This window comes from Methylobacterium sp. D54C (assembly GCF_053345595.1).
Window position 1 is genome coordinate 85,501 of sequence record NZ_JBKFAK010000018.1, and the last position, 18,151, is coordinate 103,651.

Sequence of the window (18,151 nt, forward strand, 5' to 3'; positions counted from 1 at the left end):
CAGGCGACGCCGAGGAGCGAACGGTCATGGAGACCCCGACCGGGGACCACAGCGGCGCCTTCGAGGCGTCCCCGCTCGCCGCGATCGCCGCGGCGGTCGCCCGCGGTGACGTCGCGCGCATCGCCGCGCTGGCGCCCGGCCTGGATCTCTCCGTCCGCGGCGGCCGGAACCTCACCCTGCTCGAATGGGCGATCTGGAACGCGCGGCCGCGCGCGCTGTCGGCCCTGCTCGACGCGGGGGCGGACCCGTCTGTGCCGGGGCTCGATCAGGAGACCGCGCTGCACATGGCGGCGATGGTCGAGGATCCGACCTACCTGGAGATCCTGCTGCGCCACGGCGCGCCGGTCGACCCGGTGAGCCCGCGCGGTCAGTGGACGCCGCTGTTCCGCGCCGTACAGAACCGGCGCGAGGCGCAGATCGCGCTGCTGCTGCGGGCCGGTGCGGACCCGAACCGGGTCGACGCCACCGGCAACTCGCTGCTCCACGTGGCGGCACAGGTCGGCGCGGCCAATCCCTGGGTGCTGAGGCTGCTCGAGGCCGGGATCGACCCGACCCTGCGCAACGCGCAGCGAAAGACCTTCCAGCCGTACTTCTTCACCACCCCCGAGCGCCTGCTGAACGATTCCGGGCGCGAGACCCGCGCTGCGGTCCGCGCGTGGCTCGCCCGCAGCGGCGTGCCGGCGGATCCGGAAGGCTGACGGCCCTCTCCGACGCCGATCCGCGTCAGCGCCCGGTGCGGACCCGGGTCCAGAGGCGGGTGACGAAGCGCTGGGTGCGGTCGTCCCAGGCGGTGTTGATGGACAGGCGCTGCATCGTCGCCTCGTCCGGGTAGATGCCGGGATTGCTCAGGATCTCGGGCTTCACGAACTTCTTCGCCGCGAGGTTGCCGCTGGCGTAGGAGACGAAGTTGGTGTTGGCCGCCGCCACCTCGGGCCGCATCATGTAGTCGATGAAGGCCAGCGCCTCGGCCGGATGGGCGGCATCCTTCGGGATCGCGAAGGTGTCGAACCACATCAGGGCGCCTTCCTTGGGCACGACGTAGGCGATGTCGATCCCGTTCTTGGCCTCCTCGGCCCGGCGCTTGGCCTGCATGATGTCGCCCGAATAGCCGACGGCCAGGCAGATATCGCCGTTGGCCAGCGCCTGGATGTATTCCGACGAGTGGAACTTCCGCACGGCGCCGCGCACCTTGTAGAGGGCGTCGGTCACCAGGGTCATGTCGTCCCAGCGCTTGGAATCCGCCTTCGCGCCGAAGGCCGGGAGCATGCTGGGGATCAGGTCCTCGGGGCTGTCGAGCACCATGATCCCGCACTCCTTCAGCTTGTTGGCCGAAGCGGGATTGAGGACGACGGACCACGAATTCACGGCCGCGCCGGCGCCCAGGCGCTCGCGCACCGCGGCGACGTTGTAGCCGATGCCGGTCGTGCCCCACATGTAGTCGACGGCGTAGGTGTTGCCGGGATCGTAGGCCGCCAGCCGGCTGGTCACCTCGGGCCAGAGGTTGCCGAGGTTCTTCAGCTTCGACTTGTCGAGGGGCAGGAACGCGCCGGCCCGGATCAGCCGCTGCAGGTACGGTCCCGACGGCACGACGATGTCGTAGCCCGACCGGCCGGCGAGCAGCTTGGTCTCCAAGATCTCGTTGTTGTCGTAGGTGTCGTAGACGACCTTGATCCCGGTCTCGCGGGTGAAGGCCTCGAGCACCTGCGGGTCGATATAGTCCGACCAGTTGTAGATGTTGACGACCCGCTCCTCGGCGGCCGGTGCCGGCCGCACGAGGGGCAGGACCGCCAGGAGCCCTCCCGCGAGGACGGCCGCGGCCGCCGCCAGGACGGTCCGGCGCGGGCCGATCACCGGCTCCTCGCGGCCACGATCACGATCTCGACCAGGTACTCCGGCGCGGCGAGCTTGGCCTCGACGGTGGCGCGGGCCGGCGCGTTCTCCGGAGACACCCAGGCGTCCCAGGCGGCGTTCATCTCCGCGAACGTCGCGATGTCGGCGAGGTAGATGGTGGCCGAGAGGATCCGCGCCTTGTCGCTGCCGGCCGCGGCGAGCAGCCGGTCGATCTCCGACAGGATCTGCTGGGTCTGGATCGTGACCCCGGTGCCGACCGTGTCGGACGCGACCTGCCCGGCGAGGTAGACCATGTCGCCGAAGGTGACGGCCTGCGACATCCGCTTGCCTGGCTCGATCCGCTGAATGTCCATACCCGTCTCCACATCCTCGAGAACCGGCGTATCTGCCGCCGCACCGGCCCGGCCGTAAAGGGCCGCGCGCGCACGCGCCGCGGGAACCCGAGGAAAATCGTCATCGGCGGCCGGGGTGCGGGCAACCGTCGCGGGCCTCGAAGCGTTCTGCCGCCATCGACAATCACGCCTTGGGGTCAGTCATGGGCATTCTCTGGACCATCATCATCGGGTTTCTCGCCGGCGTCATCGCCAAGTTCATCATGCCGGGCCCGAACGAGCCCGCCGGCTTCATCCTAACCACGATCCTCGGCATCGTCGGCGCCTTCGTGGCGACCTTCCTGGGACAGGCCATCGGCTGGTACGGGCCCAACCAGGGCGCGGGCTTCATCGGCGCCATCGTGGGCGCCGTGGTGGTGCTGTTCATCTACGGCATGATCGCCGGCCGCCGCACCACCACCTACTGACCCGTCCGGCAGGTCCGGATACGACGAGGGGCGCCCCGCGGGGCGCCCCTTTTTTTGACCGACGCATTCCGGTGGCGGGTCTCAACACAGCGCTCTCCGTCATAACGAGCGCAGCGACATGACCCAGGGCAGCGCGACGACGTCGAACGTCGCGCTGCCTGGAATGCTTCGCTGCGCTCGCAAAGACGGAGGCGCCGAAGCCCTCCGAGGGCTGAGGCTCAGAGATGCTCGGACGCGGCCTTCACGGCGCAGTGGCCGGTCGCGCCCCGGACCGCCAGCCCGACGCCGACCACGAGCGCCAGCAGGCTCAGGAGCTTGTTGGGACGGGGCTGCGCGGCGGCGGCGGCGATGCCGAGGCCTAGCGCCACCGAGACGGCGCGCTCCGTCGTCGACAGGTTCGGCTGCCCGCTGAAGATGTCGTGCATCATGTCGTTGGCCATGAGGGTCTCCGATTGGGAAGTCGCGGGGGAACGCGGCATCCGGCGCCCCGTTCCCGGCCGACGACCGGTGTGACCCGACCTCGACGGGGCAACAAAAAGGGCGCGGCCCCGGAGGACCGCGCCCGTCTGAGACATCCCCGCCGACCGAGGCCGGCGCGGGCGTCCCGCGTGCTTACTCGCCGGCCTCGCGGCGGCGCTCGCCACGATGGCGGCCGCCTTCGCGGGGCTCGCGCGGCTCGTCGCCGCGCTCGGCCCGGTCGGCGTCGCGCTGAGCCTTCACCTTCTCGGTGATGTCCTCGCCGGTCTGCTGGTCGACGACCTTCATGGACAGGCGGATCTTGCCGCGGTCGTCCTGACCGAGGAACTTCACCTTGACCTTGTCGCCTTCCTTGACGACGTCCGTCACCTTGGCGACCCGGTTCGCGGCGAGCTCCGAGATGTGGACCAGGCCGTCCTTGGCGCCGAAGAAGTTCACGAAGGCGCCGAACTCCATGCACTTCACGATCGTGCCGTCGTAGATCACGCCGACCTCCGGCTCCGCCACGATCGAGCGGATCCAGTTGTAGGCCGCCTTGATCGCCTTGCCGTCGGCCGAGGCGATCTTCACGACGCCGGTATCCTCGATGTTGATCTTGGCGCCGGTCTTCTCGACGATCTCGCGGATCACCTTGCCGCCGGTGCCGATCACGTCGCGGATCTTGTCCGTCGGGATCTGCATCGTCTCGATGCGCGGGGCGTACTCGCCGAGCTCCGGACGGGCCGCCGTCAGGGCCTTGGCCATCTCGGCCAGGATGTGGGCGCGGCCGTCCTTCGCCTGGGCGAGGGCGATCTTCATGATCTCCTCGGTGATGCCGGCGATCTTGATGTCCATCTGGAGCGAGGTCACGCCCTCGTCCGTGCCGGCCACCTTAAAGTCCATGTCGCCGAGGTGATCCTCGTCGCCGAGGATGTCGGACAGGACCGCGAAGCGCTCACCCTCGAGGATGAGGCCCATGGCGATCCCCGCCACCGGACGGCGCAGCGGCACGCCGGCATCCATCAGCGACAGCGAGCCGCCGCAGACCGAGGCCATCGAGGACGAGCCGTTGGACTCGGTGATCTCCGACACGACGCGGATCGTGTACGGGAACTCGTGGGCCGGCGGCAGGACCGGGCGGATCGCCCGCCAGGCGAGCTTGCCGTGGCCGATCTCGCGGCGGCCCGGCGAGCCCATCCGACCGGTCTCGCCGACGCTGTAGGGAGGGAAGTTGTAGTGGAGCAGGAAGCGCTCCTTGTAGGTGCCTTCCAGCGCGTCGATGAACTGCTCATCCTCGCCGGTGCCGAGGGTGGCGACCACGAGGGCCTGGGTCTCGCCGCGGGTGAACAGGGCCGAGCCGTGGGCGCGGGGCAGCACGCCGACCTCGGAGAGGATCGAGCGGACCGTCTTCACGTCGCGGCCGTCGATGCGGGCGCCGCTGTCGAGGATGTTCCAGCGGACCACCTTCGACTGGGCCTCCTTGAAGGCGGCCTTGACCTTCTCGGCCGGGAACTTCTCAGCGCCCTCGGGGCAGAGGGCGGCCATCACCTTCGCCTTCACGGCGTCGACGGCGGCGTAGCGCTCCTGCTTGACGGTCTTGGTGTAGGCGGCGCGGAGCTCCGCCTCGCAGACCTCCAGGACGGCCTTCTCGACGTCGGCGTTCTCGGGGGCCTTGAAGTCGCGCGGCTCCTTGGCGGCCTTCTCGGCGAGGCGGATGATCGCCTCGATCACCGGCTGGAAGTGCTTGTGGCCGAACATCACGGCGCCGAGCATCACCTCCTCGGAGAGCTCCTTGGCCTCCGACTCGACCATCAGCACCGCGTCCTGCGTGCCGGCGACGACGAGGTCGAGGCTCGACTCTTCCTTGGTCTCGGTGACCAGCGGGTTCAGCCGGTAGCCGCCGTTGATGTAGCCGACGCGGGCGCCGCCGATCGGGCCCATGAACGGCACGCCCGAGATGGTCAGGGCCGCGGAGGCCGCGACCATCGCGACGATGTCGGGATCGTTCTCGAGATCGTGGGTCAGGACGGTGACGACGACCTGCGTGTCGTTGCGCCAGCCGTCGATGAAGAGCGGGCGGATCGGGCGGTCGATGAGGCGGGAGACCAAGGTCTCCTTCTCGGAGGGACGGCCCTCGCGCTTGAAGTAGCCGCCCGGGATGCGGCCGGCGGCGTAGGCGCGCTCCTGGTAGTTCACGGTGAGCGGCATGAAGTCGATGCCGGGCTTCGGCTCCTTGGCGGCGACCACGGTCGCGAGCACCGAGGTCTCACCGTAGGTGGCGATGACGGCGCCGTCGGCCTGGCGCGCGACCTTGCCGGTCTCCAGGACGAGCTTGCGGTCGCCCCACATCAGCTCTTCGCGTTGAACGTCGAACATTCTCAATCTCTTCCTTGCCTGCGGCGGGCCCAAGCCCGGCGCCGCCCGGGGGCAAGACGGCGAGACACTGCGCCCGATAACGCTCGGCGAAGTGTCTCGCGATCCTGCCCCGACGCTGGCGCCTCGAAGCGGCCCGTTTGTCGGGAGGCCGGACCCATTCCGGCAGCCCGCGATGGTGAAACGCGGCCCCGGGCCGGGCCCGGAACCGCGCGAGACGTGCCTTAGCGGCGGATGCCGAGACGCTCGATGAGGGCGCGGTAGCGGGCCTCGTCCTTGCGCTTGACGTAGTCGAGCAGCGAGCGGCGCTGCGAGACCAGCTTCAGGAGGCCGCGGCGGGAATGGTTGTCCTTGCCGTGGGTCTTGAAGTGGCCGGTGAGGTTGGTGATCCGCTCGGTGAGGATCGCCACCTGGACCTCGGGGGACCCGGTGTCCTTGGCGTCCTTGCGGTGTTCCTTGATGAGCGCGGTCTTGCGCTCTGCCGTGATCGACATCGCGTGCCTTTCGGGTTGTGCTGGTCGGATGCGGCGCCCCAAACGGGCGCGCGCGGGCTCGGCGTTCGGCCGGTGCCGGGATGTCGTCCAGCACGGTCACAGCGCCAAGCGGCTCAAGCCCCGCCCGGCAACCCGGGTCGAGGCCGCGCGATCCATACACGAAACCGACGGTTATGCCAGTCCCGAGCCGGGCGGGCCGCAGCGGTGGCGCGTCGCGGCTGTCAGGGCTGGTCCAAAGAACGGTTAACGCCGCCGTGCTACCCGGAACCGCTCACGCGACGCGGCCCGGCGATGAACGGCACCTTCTCGGATGCGTGCGGCGTCGCCGTCGCGACGCTGCTCGGTATCCCCCTCGTTCTCCTGCCGGGCTATGCCCTGGGCGGCCTGACCGGCATCCTCGGGTTCCGCTCGCTCGCGCCCGGCGACCGCCTCCTGTGCGGGGCGCTCCTCGGGATCGGGCTGCTGCCGGCCCTCGACAGCCTGCTGATCCAGGCGGGCGGCGTCCCGGTCGCGGCCCTCGCGACCGGCGCCCTCGGGCTCGCCGCACTGCGGCCAGTCTTGCGGAGCCTGCGCGAGTCCCTCGACCGGGCGGCGCTCGCCCTCGCGCTGCTCTGGCTCGGCGTCGTGGCCTACGCACTGATCGACGTCGATACCGGCACCGCCCTCTACCGGCCCGTGACGATCATCGACCTCGTCAAGCACGCCGCCCTGACCCGCGCGATCGTCGAGCACGGATTACCGCCGGTGGACCCGTTCTTCGCCCGGCCCGAGCGGGCGGGCTACTATTACGGCTTCTACACGCTCACCGCCCTGGTCGACTGGGCGGGCGGACGGCTGGTCGACGGGCGGACCGCCTTCGCGGGCATGGCCTTCTGGACCGGCCTCGCGCTCCTCGGCCTGATCGACCGTCTGCTCGCGGCGACCGGACTCGTCGCGGACGCCGTGCCCCGGCTCGTGCGCCGCGCGGTGCTGATGCTGCTGCCGGCCGGAAGCCTCGACATCCTGCTGGTCCTCGCCGACCGAGCGACGTCCGGGACCTGGCTGCCGGTCCCGGAATGGCTGAACGAGCAGGTCCTCAACTGGCCGGCCTCGCTGGTCTGGGTGCCGCACCACGTCGCCGGCGCCCTGGCCGGGTGGCTCGGACTCCTGGCCCTGGCGGAGGTCGCGGACCGGACACGGCCGGACAGGCGCGCGGAGACGGCGGCGATCGGCGTCGCGGCACTCGCCTTCGCGGCCTGCGCGGGCCTGTCCGTCTGGGTCTGCCTCGGCACGGCGGGAGCGGCCGGTGCCTGGCTGGTGCTGCTCGGCCTAGAGCGCCGCTGGCGCGCCGCGGCCCGGCTGGCGGTTGCCGGCCTGCTCAGCTCCGCACTGGCCGCCCCCTACCTGCTGAGCGTCCTGGCCAACCGGACGGACGGCGGCGCGCCGGTCCGGTTCTCGATCCGACGATTCGGGCCGCTCGACGGCCTCGTCGACGAGCCGGCCCTGAGCGCGCTCCGCCTGATCCTTCTGCCCCTGAACTACTACACGGCCCTGGGGGTCTGCGCCGCCGGTGCGCTGCTGTTCTGGCGCCTTGTGCCGCGTCGGGAGGCGCACGGGCGCGAGGCCGGGCGCCTGCTCACGCTCTGCGCCGCGGCGAGCCTGTTCCTCGGCGGTTTCCTGCGCTCGGCGATCCTCAACAACGACCTCGGTGCGCGCGTGGTCCTGCTCGCGCAGGTCGCGGCCCTGGTCTGGACCGTGGTGGCCCTGACCCGCCTGAGCGAGGCGCGGCGGCTCCGGCTCCCCGGCCTCCTCGCCGCACTGCTGATCCTCGGCTACGCGACGACCCTCTACGGCTTCGTCGGGATGCGCGCCTATCCCGCCTCGGACCGGCCCGCCTTCGCCCGCCTCGCCGGCCGTCCCGATATCGACCGGGCGCTGCGCGCGGCCTACGCCTGGGCGGGCACGCACCTGCCCCGGGACCTGGTGCTGCAGCAATCGCCGGTGCCGCACCGGGTGTTCGATTTCGGGCTCTACGGCCTCCAGCCGACGGGCGTGGCCGACGCGGAGGCGCGCCTGTTCGGCGCCCCGCCGGACGCCGTGACGTCGCGGCTCGCCGACGTCGCGCCGGTCTTCCGCGACCGCCTGGACGGCGCCGAGGTGCGGCGGCGCGCCGAAGCGGCCGGGATCGGCGCCCTGGTCGTCACCGCGCAGGACGCCCCCTGGAGCAGCCCGGATTCCTGGGTCTGGCGCAGCCCCGCGGTCTACGCCGATCCGCTCGTCCGGATCCTGCGGGTCCAGGATCTCCGTGGAGGATCTCCGTGACTGAACCCAGTCCCACGGCACCCACCCGCCCGCGCGCCGGGCAGGCCCTGCGCTGGCTCTGCGCCCAGGCGCTGCTGCAGGCCGGCGCCGTCGTCGTCGGCTTCGCCTGCTTCGTGCTGCTGTTCCAGACGGATCTGTGGTCCGGCGTGACGATCCTGTTCTACCGCGGACTGATCCTGCTCGCGGTGGCCTTCCTGCTGACCCTGGCGGTCACGGCGGCCCTGGCCGGGCTCGGCCGGGCCTGGGGATTGCGCCGACGGGACGCCCTCGGCGCCTGCGTCCTGTCGCTGTCCCTGAACCTCAGCGCCTTCGTGATCCTGCCGGTGACGGTCGACCGGTCGATCAGCGTGTTCCTGCTCGGGCAGATGGCCGCCCATCCCGGGGAGCGCTTCACGCCTGAGCGGGCGCGGGCGGTGTTCGAGCGGGTCTATCTCGGCGAGTTCCGGCAGATGGAGCGGCGCTTGGCCGAGCAGCAGGCCTCCGGCAACGTCGCGCGAGCGGGTGACGGCTACGTCATCACCCCGCAGGGCAGCGCCTTCATCCGCTTCTGCGGCCTCGTCGCCCGGGCGTTCCGGACCGACACCCGGATGATCGCCGCCGCACCGTCCCCGCCCGGCGGGGGCGACCCGGAAGCGCGCGGCGGCGCCCCTGAACCCGATCCCGCGGGCGCGGTGCGGCGGTAGGCTGTATCGACTCGGGATGAGGACGGTGCGGCGCCGGTCCGGGCGGTTCCGCGGAGGCCGCCGTCCGGGCATGAAAAGTGCCGGATGACGATCCGGGCGAGGGAGAACGGACGCGATGGCGGAGTCCGCGGTGACCACGGGTGAACGGGCGGGCGCGGGGCGCGGACTCGCCCGGAGCCTCACCGCGCCGGGCCTCGTCGCCATCGGCCTCGGCGCCACGATCGGCGCCGGCATCTTCGTGCTCACCGGGACGGCGGCGGCGCAGTACGCGGGCCCGGCGCTCAGCCTCTCCTTCGTGATCGGCGGCATCGCCTGCGGCCTCGTCGGCCTGTGCTACGCCGAGCTGGCCGCCATGATCCCCGAGCCGGGATCGACCTACACCTACACCCGCGCGAGCCTCGGGCGGCTTCCCGCCTGGATCATCGGCTGGGACCTCGTCCTCGAGTTCGCCGTGGCGGCGGCGACCGTGGCGGTGGGCTGGTCGGGCTACGCGCAGTCCCTCGCGGCGGAGTTCGGCCTGCGCCTGCCGCCGGCCCTGGCCGGGGCGCCCGGCGCCGGCGGCCTCGTCAACCTCCCGGCGGCCGGGATCGTGCTGCTGCTCAGCGCCCTGCTGATGCGCGCCACCGCCGAGGCGTCCCTGGTCAACGGCCTGCTGGTCGCCTGCAAGGTCGCGATCATCCTGGCCTTCGTGGGCGTCGGCGTGGCCCATCTGCGGCCCGAACTCTGGCACCCGTTCGTGCCGGAGAATGCCGGAACGTTCGGCGCCTACGGCTGGAGCGGCGTGTTCCGCGGCGCCGCGGTGGTGTTCTTCGCCTTCGTGGGCTTCGAGACCGTGGCGACGGCCGCGGGCGAGTGCCGGGCGCCGCAGCGCGACGCGCCGGTCGGCCTGATCGGGTCGCTGCTGATCACCACGATCCTGTACGTGTCCATGGCGGCCGTCCTCACGGGACTCGTGCCCTATCGCGACCTGGACGTCGCCGACCCGGTGGCCAAGGCGGTCGACGTGATCGGCCTGACGGGCTTCGCCACGATCATCAAGGCCGGCGCCCTGATCGGCCTGACCACCTCGGCACTGACCGCCCTCTACGGGCAGAGCCGGATCTTCTTCGCCATCGCCCGCGACGGGCTCCTCCCGGGGATCTTCTGCCGGGTCCATCCGGTGACGCGGGTGCCCGTGGCGAGCCAGCTGGTGATCGGCCTGTTCACGGCGGCCGTGGCGGGGCTCGTGCCCATCGACGTCCTGGGCGAGATCGTCAGTATCGGCACGCTCCTGGCCTTCTGCCTCGTCTGCGCGACGGTGCTGATCCTGCGCCGGACCGCTCCGGACCGGGCGCGCCCGTTCCGCGTGCCGGCGGTGACCCTCATCGCCGGACTGGGGATCCTGTCCTGCGTCACGCTGATGGCCTCGCTCCCGGCCGACACCTGGATCCGCCTCGCGGTCTGGCTGGCGATCGGCCTCGCGATCTACGCCGGCTACGGCCGGCGGCACGGCCGGCTCAGCTGATCAGGTTGATGGTGGCCTGCGCGAGCGTCTTGATCGAGGCCGAGGCGCTCAGGCTCAATTCGTAGTTCCGGACCACCCGCTGGAGGTCGGCCGATTCGACCGCGACGTTGACGTTCGGCAGACGGACATAGCCGTTCGGGTCGGCCCCGGGATTGGTCGGGTCGTAGCGGGTGCGGAAGCCGGTGGTGTCGCGGACGATCCGGCCGACCGGGTCGCGGGGGCTGTCGGCCGCCACCGGGGCGAACACCGCGATCTTGCGGGCGTAGGGGGCACCGCCCGGGGTGGTCGGGACCGAATCGGCGTTGGCGAGGTTCTCGGAGATCGCGCGGATCCGCCCGCTCTGCACCTGCCGGCCGGCGGCCAGGGCGCCAGCGGCCGAGTTGAGGGCGCTGGTATCCGGCATGCGCGGGCCCTGTCGACGGCGAGGATCTGACCGAATCCTTTCCGAACAGCCTTAACCGGTGGTTAAGGCGCCCGCGCGGAGAGGCTCAGCGCGTCCCGAAGATCCTGCCCGTCGGTCAGGCGAAGGCCGCGGCGGCGCAGCGCGGCCAGCATCGCGCGGTCGGGGAACGGGCAGTACGGCAGAACCGGCGCGGTCCGCCCCTCCGGCAGGGTTCCGCTCCGGGTGACGTCCTCGAGCAACCGGTCGAGCATCCCGCGCCCGTGGGCGTGGAGCGCCACCGAGGCCCGGGTCGCGGTGGTACCCTCGGGAAGCGCCAGCGCCTCCTGGGCGAGGATCGCGCCGGTGTCGATCGTGGCGGCCAGCCGGTGCAGGGTCATGCCGAACTGCCCGGGCCCGTCGGCCAGGGCGTGGATCGTCGGCACCGGGCCCCGGTGGCGCGGCAGCAGGCCGGGATGCCCGTTGATGCCGCCGAGCCGCGCCAAGCCGATGATCTCGGGCTTCAGGATCTGGTCGAAGTGGTAGGTGAGGATCAGGTCCGGCGCCGCGTCCCGCAGCGCCCGCGCGACCTCTGGACCGTTGACGTCGTCGACCGTCAGGGTCGGGACGCCGAGGCGGCGGCACAGGGTCCTGAGCGGCGTCGCCTCCGGCGCGTCGCCGCTTCCGGACGCCGCCTGGGTCAGGGGCGCCAGGGGCCGCAGCAGGTCCGGCAGGCCGAAATTGGCCGCGAGGTAGGGCAGGATCCCGGCGCCCGAGCGCGCGAGGTGCCGGCGGACCTGTCCCGTGAGGCCGCCACTCGACGGCCGCTCGGCGTTCGAGAGCCCGACCAGCACGATGTCGGTCCGGAGATCGGCGACGAGCCGGCGCACCGCGCGGGCGTTCGGCAGCGCCTCCAGGACGAACAGCGCGATCCGGGGACGCGCCATCAGCGCCGCTTCCGGCGCTGGAAACGGAAGGCGTAGAGGCCGGCCTTGCGGACGCTCTCGGGCAGGAGCAGCACGGTGCGGGCGAGCGCCGTGAGGATGTACGGGAAGGCGATCACGTCGCGGTTGGCCGCGATGCCCTTGGCGATCCGCACGGCCGCCTCCTCGGCGCTGATCTCCAGCGGCCGCCAGCCCTTGAGCTCGCCGCCCATCGGCGTCTTCACGTAGCCCGGGGTGACGACGTTGACCTTCACGCCCCGGGGCGCGACCTTCTGGCGCAGGGCGAGGCCGTGTGCGACGAGGGCCGCCTTGGCGCCGCTATAGGCCGGCGCGTCCTGGAGCGGCGCGTAGGCCGCGAGCGACGACAGCAGCACGATCTGGCCGCGCCCGCGCTGGAGCATCAGCGTCAGGGCGGGCAGGATCACGTTGAGCGTGCCGGTGTAATTGATGTCGGCGGTCTCGAAGGCCACGTCCTCGGCCTCCACCTGCCCTTCCTGGTTGCCGCCGTTCACCGCCGCGTTGGCGATGACGAGGTCGAGGGGGGCCTCGGCATCCGACCGGTGGACCAGCGCCACGGTGGCGGCCCGGTCGCGGGTGTCGAGGCGGGCGGTCTCGACGGCGGCGCCGCTGGCGCGGCAGTCCCGGGCGACCGCCTCCAGCCGCTCGGCGTTGCGGCCGACGAGGATGAGGCTCGCGCCGGTTTGCGCGTAGTGGCGCGCCAGCGCGGCGCCGATGCCGCTCGACGCGCCGGTGATCAGAATGCGGGGCATGGGGCGGGTTACGCCGCCGCGCGGGGAAAGATCAAGGCCGGGAACGGCTCACCGGCGGTTAAACGCGCTTCAAAGGCCGCCGAATGGCGACGGCCCGGGAGCCGGGCGAGCCCGGTCAGTAGACCGGCGCGAGCTCGCCGTCGCGCTCGGCCGCCTCACTCACCGCCCGCGCCGCCGCCAGCATCGCGTCGGGGAGGGCGGCCTCCATCCGCGGTACCGAGCCGGCCACCGCGCGGTCGATCGCCTCCTTGGAGAAGAAGCCGCCGTTGACCTGGGTCCGGTGCAGGACCACGCGGCGGAAATCCGCCATCAAGTCCGTCTCCGGCGGCGTCGGATTCTTCCAGAAGCTGTCGAGGTCGCCCTGATGGGTCAGGCCGGCCATGTTGTAGATCGCGGTGCCGACCGCGTGGGTCGGGCAGCCCATCTCCAGGGACAGCATCCCTACCGTCGAGTTGACGATGACCACCCCGCGCGCGCCCTTGATCAGGGCCGGCAGGTCGCCGCCGTCGATGAAGTCGAGCCGGTCGCTGACGCCGTGGCGGCGGGCGGAGGCGCGAGCGAACTTGCGCCAGTTGATCAGGCCGCTGTCGAGCGGGTGCAGCTTCACCAGCAGCCGGGTCGGCGCCGACGAGCCGTCCGCGAACGACTTGATCACCCGGTCCATGAATCCCTCGACGCCGAGGAACGGCGAGTGGACCCGGATCTGGTAGTCGCTGTCGAGCTGCAGCGGCAGCAGGAAGTAGTCGCAGCCGACCGCGCGGTAGATCTCGTCGCAGCGCGCCGCCTCGCGGCGGGTATGGGCGCGGCGGGCGAACTTCTTGATCCAGCCGGCATACTCGGCCGCGATATGGGTCGGCCGGTGGCTGCGGAAATGGGGGAAGAGGTAGGGGAACAGGACGTTGGCGAGGTTGTAGCCGACGTCCCAGACGCTGCGCCGGGCCATGTCGCCCGTGGAGGGCATCGCCCGGCCGGGCTGCGGCAGGCGCCGCGCCAGGGCGCGGATCTCGGCGGCCGTCCGGGGGAGGGACGAGAAGCCGTTCACGCCGCCCAGCTCGCAGGTGATCCAGTTCGGGCGGATATAGCCCTCCTCGAACACGTGCACCCGCAGGCCGCGATACTCGGCGATCATGCGGGCCGCCTTGTGGAACGGCCGGCAATCGCCGAACAGCACGATGTCGGTCACGCCCTCGCGGTCGAGATAGGCGTCGAGATACTCGCCCCAGGCCTCGCGGCGACCGCGGTAATTGTCGGCCTCGCCGCTCCAGAACAGCCAGTCGCCGGGGCAGAGATTGATGCGCCGGACGGAGTGTCCCCGCGCGCGCAGCGCCTGTCCGAGATCGGAGAAGAACGGCGTCGCGATGCCCTGCAGGAAGAGGAAGGTCGCGGGGCGGTCGCGGAGGGCGTCGAGGGCGGGCTGTTGCATTCCGCGGCGCTTCTGTCCTTGACCCTGGGCCGGATGAACCGAACCGGCGAGAGACTCTTGAGGTGGCACGGTGCCCGGCGAGCCCGCAATCCGAAGCCATGCCGCGGCATGGCGTTTCCGCGCCGGCGTGGCCCGTCTGCAACGGTCCCGCGTCTGCGGCCTAGCCTCCGGAATAGGCGGGCAATCGCGGCGACGATATGTCCAAATCCTTTCCAGGACGTGGCGACGGCGACGCGCGCTCAGGTTGTCCCCGCGTTGCATCACCATCCCATGCCGGCGAAAATGCGCTACAGGCCTGTTCCGCACCTCACCCGACCGGAGCCGGACGCACCGACCATGCCCGCTGACCCGATCCCGTCGCTCTACGCGACCGGCCGCACGATCCGCCGCCTGCGGGCGGAGATCGAGGCCGCGACGGGCCTCGCCTTCGGTCCGGCGCGCCCCGGCGCCGTCGGCGCGACCTGGGGCGCGGGGAGCCTCGCCGGGCGCCTGCTGGCGCTGACGGGGCGGCGCCGGCTCGTGGTCGCGCCCGGGCCGCTCCTGAGCCCCTACGACTCGCCGGAGTCCGGCTTCGCATCCCTGCGGATCACCCTCGACGGGGCGCCTCTCGGCGGGGAGGGCGGCGTCCATTACCTCGACCCCTGGACCGGGGCGCCGATCGACCGCGCGACCTGCGCCGAGCGGGTGGCGTGGCTCGCCACGCGCTTCGCCGAGAACGACCGGCGGGTGGTCTATGTCGGGATGTCGCGCTGGAAGCGGCCCGCCCTCGACGTCCTGGGCGCGGGCCCCGCCGGACGGCCGATCCACACCATGACCACCGAGGCCGCGATCGCCGCGGGACAGCGCCACGGCGGCCGCCTCCTCGCCTGGGCGACGCGGGCGCCCGGTCAGCTCGAGGAAGCCTGCGCGCGGGCCGGCCTGCCGCTGGCCCGCGTGGAGGACGGGTTCCTGCGCTCCGTGGGGCTCGGCGCCAGCCTGCAGCCCGGCGCCTCCATCGTGGTGGACGACCTCGGCATCTACTACGACCCGCGCCGGGAGAGCCGCCTGCAGCGGCTGCTCGCCGAAGCCGACTTCACCCCGGACCTCGTCGCCCGGGCGCGGCGCCTGCGCGAGGAGGTCGTGGCGCGCCGGCTCAGCAAGTACAATGTCGGCCTCGACGCCGCCGCGCTCGACTGGCCGGCCGGCCGGCGGATCGTCCTCGTGCCCGGCCAGGTGGAGGACGACGCCTCGGTGCGCCACGGCTCGCCGCTGGTCCGCTCGAACCGGGCGCTGCTGGAGGCGGCGCGGCGGCGCAACCCGGACGCGTTCCTGCTCTACAAGCCGCATCCCGACGTGGAGGCCGGCTTCCGGCCCGGCCTCATCCCGGAGGCGGAGGCCCTGACCCTGGCCGACCGGATCGTGGGCGGCATCAGCATCGTCGACCTCCTCGACCGGGTGCATCACGTCGAGACCATGACGTCCCTCGCCGGGTTCGAGGCCCTGATCCGCGGCCTCACCGTGGCGACCCACGGCCGGCCGTTCTACTCCGGCTGGGGCCTGTCGGAGGATCTCGCGCCGGGCGCCGACCGCGGCCGCCGGCTGAGCCTCGACGAGCTGGTGGCCGGCGCCATGATCCTCTACGCGCGCTACCTCGACCCGGTGGCGATGAAGCCGTGCACGCCGGAACAGCTCCTCGACCGCCTCAGCGCGGCCCGGGCGGCGGCGCCGCGCAACGCCCTCTCCCTCGGCCGGACGGCCCACCTGGTGATGCGTGCCCGCTACGGCCTCCTCAATCCCGTCGTGCGGGCCCTGCGCAGCCGGCGCGGCGTCGGCCGCGAGGCCGGCGGCGGACCGCGCTAGGGCGGGGCGCGCGGCGCGAATCCGGTTCCGCGAGACCCTGATGTGATACCAAAGCGATAGCGCGCGCTGCTAGAGTCCGCCCGCAACCGCCCGCCCCGGGACCGTTTCCGATCATTCCGGATCAGGAACGGCTCGCAAGCCCCTGCTCCCGCGCGCTGTTTCCTGCCGGACCGGATGCCGGCGGCGAGCAGGCCCGCCCCACGCCGAGTGCCCGTGTCTTGACGACGTTCCTCATCGCCACCGGTCTCGCGCTCGCCGTGTGCCTCGCCCTGGAGGTGTTCGCGGGCGACTCGATCACCCGAGCGAGCCTCGCGCCCCGGGATCTCGGCCTGCGGCTGCTCGGCTACCTGCTGATCCTGCTGTTCTGGTTCGAGTTCTCCTGGCGGCCCTGGCTCGCGGGGCTGACCTGCGTGATCACCGTGGCGATCCTGATCGTCGTCAGCCGCGCGAAGCGCTCGGTGATCGGCGAGCCGCTGCTGTTCAGCGATTTCGCCCTGCTGCCCCAGGTGCCGCGGCATCCGCAGCTCTACTACATCCCGCCCCTGTGGGACCCGCGCATCGCCGTGCCGGTCCTGCTCACCGCGGCGTTCACCGCGCTGTGGTACTGGATCGAGCCGAGCGTGCTGCCCGCCGCGACCCTGCCGCGGGTGCTGGCGATGCTCGGCCTGCCGCTCGCGCTCTGGCTGCTGGTCAAGGCCGCCCCGCGGCCGCCGCTCGCCCGGCTGATCGCCCGCTGGTTCCCCGAGCCCGACCTGGAGGCCGACGTGACCCGGGTCGGCCTCCCGGCGAGCCTCCTCGGCTACACCGCCCGCGCGATGGCGGGCGGCGTGCCGGTGCCCGCGGCGCCGACGCTGCCGGAGGGCCCGGGCGACGATGTCGTCGTGGTGATCCAGCTCGAATCCTTCGTCGATCCGGAGCGGCTCGGCGGCGCGAAACTGCCGGCGATGGACCTGTTCCGAACCCGGGCCGCGCAGTACGGGCGCCTGCGGGTTCCGGCGCACGGCGCCTACACGATGCGCAGCGAGCACGCGGTGCTCACAGGCCGTCCGTCCGAGAGCCTCGGCTTCGGCCGCTACGACCCCTACACGTCCCGCAGCGGCGACGAGCCGACGAGCCTCGCCCGGCTCGCCGGGAGTCGGGGCTACGGGACCCTGTTCCTGCACCCGTTCCACCGCGACTTCTTCCGCCGGGCGCGGGTGATGGAGGCCTTCGGCTTCGCCGATCTCGTGATGGGCGAGGCGTTCGCGGAGGCGCCGCGCGTCGGGCCCTATGTCGGGGACGTCGCCCTCGGCGTGCGCCTCCTCGCGGAGGTCCGGGCCCGGCGCGCGCCGCTGTTCCTGTTCTGCGTGACCATGGAGAACCACGGCCCCTGGAAGCCCGGGCGGCTGCCGGGCATCAACGATCCGCAGGCGCAGTACCTCCATCACGTCGCCAATACCGGGCGGATGGTCGAGGATCTCGTCGCGGGCCTGGACGCCGTCGCCCGCGAGCGCGGCCAGACCATCACGCTCTGCGTGTTCGGCGACCACGCACCGTCGCTGCCGAGCTGCAAGCCGGGCTTCGGCGGGCGAACGACCGAGTACGCCCTGTTCCGCTTCGGCCGCCCGCAGGCGGTCCCGCGCCGCGCCGACATCGCCGCCGACGAGCTCGGTCGGGCGCTCCGCGGGGCCCTCGCGACGGCACCTGCGGACATCGCCGCGGGGACATGATACGGTTAAGCTTGCGCGGCATAAGCGTGGCCGTGCCACGCTGGTGACGCATTGCCCGCGGATAGCGCGACCGTCCGCACGGCGGCCGCCGCACCGGCGCGGTCGTTAAAGCGATCGCAGCGTTTGGCGGTCAAACTGGGTATCCCGGCCCGGGCCAGCGATGGCGCGGGCTCGGCGAGGAGAAATCTTTGTGATGCTGCGTAAGACGGCGTGCACCGCCCTGATGGCCGCCCTCGCGGCTGGATCTGCCGGCGGCTGCACGTACATGCCCGCGGCGGGTCCGACGGCGGGCGCGATCCAGGCCGGGGCCGAGGTCGCCACGGCCGACGGCGGGATCCTTGCCCGCTACGAGATCATCGACGTCACCCCCTCCGTGGTCGAGGCCCTGCGCGGCCGCCCCCTCGACAGCCTGCTCGCCTCCTTCGGCGACCATCGCCCCTCCTCCGAGCCGGTGATCGGCATCGGCGACATGGTCTCGGTCTCCGTCTGGGAAGCCGGATCCGGCGGCCTGTTCTCCGGACCCCTCGTCGCCGACCGCTTCTCCGCCGGATCCAAGTCCGCCCTCATCCCCGAGCAGCCCGTCGGGCGCGACGGCGCCATCTCGGTGCCCTATGCCGGCCGCATCA

16 protein-coding genes and 1 pseudogene are annotated in these 18,151 nt (G+C 72.2%); 8 read left to right on the forward strand and 9 right to left on the reverse strand.

Going from position 1 to position 18,151, the window contains the following annotated elements; all coding sequences use genetic code 11:
- Positions 1–26: 26 nt before the first annotated feature.
- Positions 27–698, forward strand: coding sequence for an ankyrin repeat domain-containing protein (locus tag ACLBYB_RS25035; RefSeq protein ID WP_447700397.1), 672 nt, complete (start codon positions 27–29; stop codon positions 696–698).
- 25 nt (positions 699–723) lie between these two features.
- Here the strand turns inward: ACLBYB_RS25035 and ACLBYB_RS25040 are convergent, their stop codons facing one another.
- Both ACLBYB_RS25040 and ACLBYB_RS25045 read right to left on the reverse strand, forming a co-directional pair.
- Positions 724–1,851: a polyamine ABC transporter substrate-binding protein gene (locus tag ACLBYB_RS25040; protein ID WP_020093740.1), complete on the reverse strand. Its 1,128-nt coding sequence runs from the start codon at positions 1,849–1,851 to the stop codon at positions 724–726.
- Entirely contained in the window at positions 1,848–2,204 is a 357-nt protein-coding gene (locus ACLBYB_RS25045) for a RidA family protein (RefSeq protein WP_020093741.1), read from the reverse strand. The genes ACLBYB_RS25040 and ACLBYB_RS25045 overlap by 4 nt, the downstream gene beginning before the upstream one ends.
- 182 nt (positions 2,205–2,386) lie before the next feature.
- Between ACLBYB_RS25045 and ACLBYB_RS25050 the strand changes: the two genes are divergently transcribed.
- On the forward strand, positions 2,387–2,650 hold the full coding sequence (locus tag ACLBYB_RS25050; protein WP_010685302.1) for a GlsB/YeaQ/YmgE family stress response membrane protein: 264 nt from the start codon (positions 2,387–2,389) through the stop codon (positions 2,648–2,650).
- Between the two features lie 218 nt (positions 2,651–2,868).
- On the opposite strand, the gene ACLBYB_RS25055 is transcribed toward ACLBYB_RS25050, so the two are convergent.
- The 3 genes from ACLBYB_RS25055 to rpsO form a co-directional block, all read right to left on the reverse strand.
- Positions 2,869–3,090 (reverse strand): YgaP-like transmembrane domain, encoded by a 222-nt coding sequence (locus ACLBYB_RS25055; protein WP_020093742.1) that lies wholly within the window; start codon positions 3,088–3,090, stop codon positions 2,869–2,871.
- Positions 3,091–3,262: 172 nt separating this feature from the next.
- Positions 3,263–5,482: a polyribonucleotide nucleotidyltransferase gene (gene pnp, locus ACLBYB_RS25060; protein ID WP_056525668.1), complete on the reverse strand. Its 2,220-nt coding sequence runs from the start codon at positions 5,480–5,482 to the stop codon at positions 3,263–3,265.
- Positions 5,483–5,703: 221 nt separating this feature from the next.
- A complete protein-coding gene (rpsO, locus tag ACLBYB_RS25065; protein WP_012317943.1) occupies positions 5,704–5,973 on the reverse strand; it encodes a 30S ribosomal protein S15 in 270 nt (89 codons plus the stop codon).
- A 291-nt stretch (positions 5,974–6,264) separates the two neighbouring features.
- On the opposite strand from rpsO, the gene ACLBYB_RS25070 reads away from it, so the two are divergent.
- From ACLBYB_RS25070 to ACLBYB_RS25080, 3 genes are all read left to right on the forward strand, one after another.
- The gene (locus ACLBYB_RS25070; protein ID WP_447700398.1) at positions 6,265–8,274 is read left to right on the forward strand and encodes a hypothetical protein; all 2,010 of its coding nucleotides are present in this window, start codon (positions 6,265–6,267) and stop codon (positions 8,272–8,274) included.
- Positions 8,271–8,957 (forward strand): hypothetical protein, encoded by a 687-nt coding sequence (locus tag ACLBYB_RS25075; RefSeq protein WP_447700399.1) that lies wholly within the window; start codon positions 8,271–8,273, stop codon positions 8,955–8,957. The genes ACLBYB_RS25070 and ACLBYB_RS25075 overlap by 4 nt, the downstream gene beginning before the upstream one ends.
- 115 nt (positions 8,958–9,072) lie before the next feature.
- Positions 9,073–10,461 carry an amino acid permease gene (locus tag ACLBYB_RS25080; protein ID WP_447700400.1) on the forward strand — a complete coding sequence of 463 codons (1,389 nt, stop codon included), beginning with the start codon at positions 9,073–9,075 and terminating at the stop codon, positions 10,459–10,461.
- Here the strand turns inward: ACLBYB_RS25080 and ACLBYB_RS25085 are convergent.
- From ACLBYB_RS25085 to ACLBYB_RS25100, 4 genes are all read right to left on the reverse strand, one after another.
- Positions 10,454–10,864 carry a flagellar biosynthesis protein FlgC gene (locus ACLBYB_RS25085; RefSeq protein ID WP_447700401.1) on the reverse strand — a complete coding sequence of 137 codons (411 nt, stop codon included), beginning with the start codon at positions 10,862–10,864 and terminating at the stop codon, positions 10,454–10,456. The genes ACLBYB_RS25080 and ACLBYB_RS25085 overlap by 8 nt on opposite strands.
- 62 nt (positions 10,865–10,926) lie before the next feature.
- Positions 10,927–11,787, reverse strand: coding sequence for a formyltransferase family protein (locus ACLBYB_RS25090; RefSeq protein ID WP_447700402.1), 861 nt, complete (start codon positions 11,785–11,787; stop codon positions 10,927–10,929).
- Positions 11,787–12,554: an SDR family NAD(P)-dependent oxidoreductase gene (locus ACLBYB_RS25095; RefSeq protein WP_447700403.1), complete on the reverse strand. Its 768-nt coding sequence runs from the start codon at positions 12,552–12,554 to the stop codon at positions 11,787–11,789. The genes ACLBYB_RS25090 and ACLBYB_RS25095 overlap by 1 nt, the downstream gene beginning before the upstream one ends.
- Positions 12,555–12,669: 115 nt before the next feature.
- Positions 12,670–13,977 carry a capsule biosynthesis protein gene (locus tag ACLBYB_RS25100; protein ID WP_447700404.1) on the reverse strand — a complete coding sequence of 436 codons (1,308 nt, stop codon included), beginning with the start codon at positions 13,975–13,977 and terminating at the stop codon, positions 12,670–12,672.
- Between the two features lie 336 nt (positions 13,978–14,313).
- Between ACLBYB_RS25100 and ACLBYB_RS25105 the strand changes: the two genes are divergently transcribed.
- The 3 genes and pseudogenes from ACLBYB_RS25105 to ACLBYB_RS25115 form a co-directional block, all read left to right on the forward strand.
- Positions 14,314–15,816: a capsular polysaccharide export protein, LipB/KpsS family gene (locus ACLBYB_RS25105; RefSeq protein ID WP_447700405.1), complete on the forward strand. Its 1,503-nt coding sequence runs from the start codon at positions 14,314–14,316 to the stop codon at positions 15,814–15,816.
- A 218-nt stretch (positions 15,817–16,034) separates the two neighbouring features.
- Entirely contained in the window at positions 16,035–17,525 is a 1,491-nt protein-coding gene (locus tag ACLBYB_RS25110) for an LTA synthase family protein (protein ID WP_447700406.1), read from the forward strand.
- A gap of 193 nt (positions 17,526–17,718) precedes the next feature.
- Positions 17,719–18,151, forward strand: a pseudogene (locus ACLBYB_RS25115) (polysaccharide biosynthesis/export family protein); the annotation flags it as partial.

What these genes read in the sequence shown, in the direction of transcription:
- ACLBYB_RS25035 (WP_447700397.1), top strand. Translation starts at nt 27, where the DNA reads ATGGAGACCCCGACCGGGGACCACAGCGGCGCCTTCGAGGCGTCCCCG.
- ACLBYB_RS25045 (WP_020093741.1), bottom strand. Translation starts at nt 2,204, where the DNA reads ATGGACATTCAGCGGATCGAGCCAGGCAAGCGGATGTCGCAGGCCGTC.
- ACLBYB_RS25050 (WP_010685302.1), top strand. Translation starts at nt 2,387, where the DNA reads ATGGGCATTCTCTGGACCATCATCATCGGGTTTCTCGCCGGCGTCATC.
- ACLBYB_RS25055 (WP_020093742.1), bottom strand. Translation starts at nt 3,090, where the DNA reads ATGGCCAACGACATGATGCACGACATCTTCAGCGGGCAGCCGAACCTG.
- pnp (WP_056525668.1), bottom strand. Translation starts at nt 5,482, where the DNA reads ATGTTCGACGTTCAACGCGAAGAGCTGATGTGGGGCGACCGCAAGCTC.
- rpsO (WP_012317943.1), bottom strand. Translation starts at nt 5,973, where the DNA reads ATGTCGATCACGGCAGAGCGCAAGACCGCGCTCATCAAGGAACACCGC.
- ACLBYB_RS25070 (WP_447700398.1), top strand. Translation starts at nt 6,265, where the DNA reads ATGAACGGCACCTTCTCGGATGCGTGCGGCGTCGCCGTCGCGACGCTG.
- ACLBYB_RS25080 (WP_447700400.1), top strand. Translation starts at nt 9,073, where the DNA reads ATGGCGGAGTCCGCGGTGACCACGGGTGAACGGGCGGGCGCGGGGCGC.
- ACLBYB_RS25085 (WP_447700401.1), bottom strand. Translation starts at nt 10,864, where the DNA reads ATGCCGGATACCAGCGCCCTCAACTCGGCCGCTGGCGCCCTGGCCGCC.
- ACLBYB_RS25090 (WP_447700402.1), bottom strand. Translation starts at nt 11,787, where the DNA reads ATGGCGCGTCCCCGGATCGCGCTGTTCGTCCTGGAGGCGCTGCCGAAC.
- ACLBYB_RS25095 (WP_447700403.1), bottom strand. Translation starts at nt 12,554, where the DNA reads ATGCCCCGCATTCTGATCACCGGCGCGTCGAGCGGCATCGGCGCCGCG.
- ACLBYB_RS25100 (WP_447700404.1), bottom strand. Translation starts at nt 13,977, where the DNA reads ATGCAACAGCCCGCCCTCGACGCCCTCCGCGACCGCCCCGCGACCTTC.
- ACLBYB_RS25105 (WP_447700405.1), top strand. Translation starts at nt 14,314, where the DNA reads ATGCCCGCTGACCCGATCCCGTCGCTCTACGCGACCGGCCGCACGATC.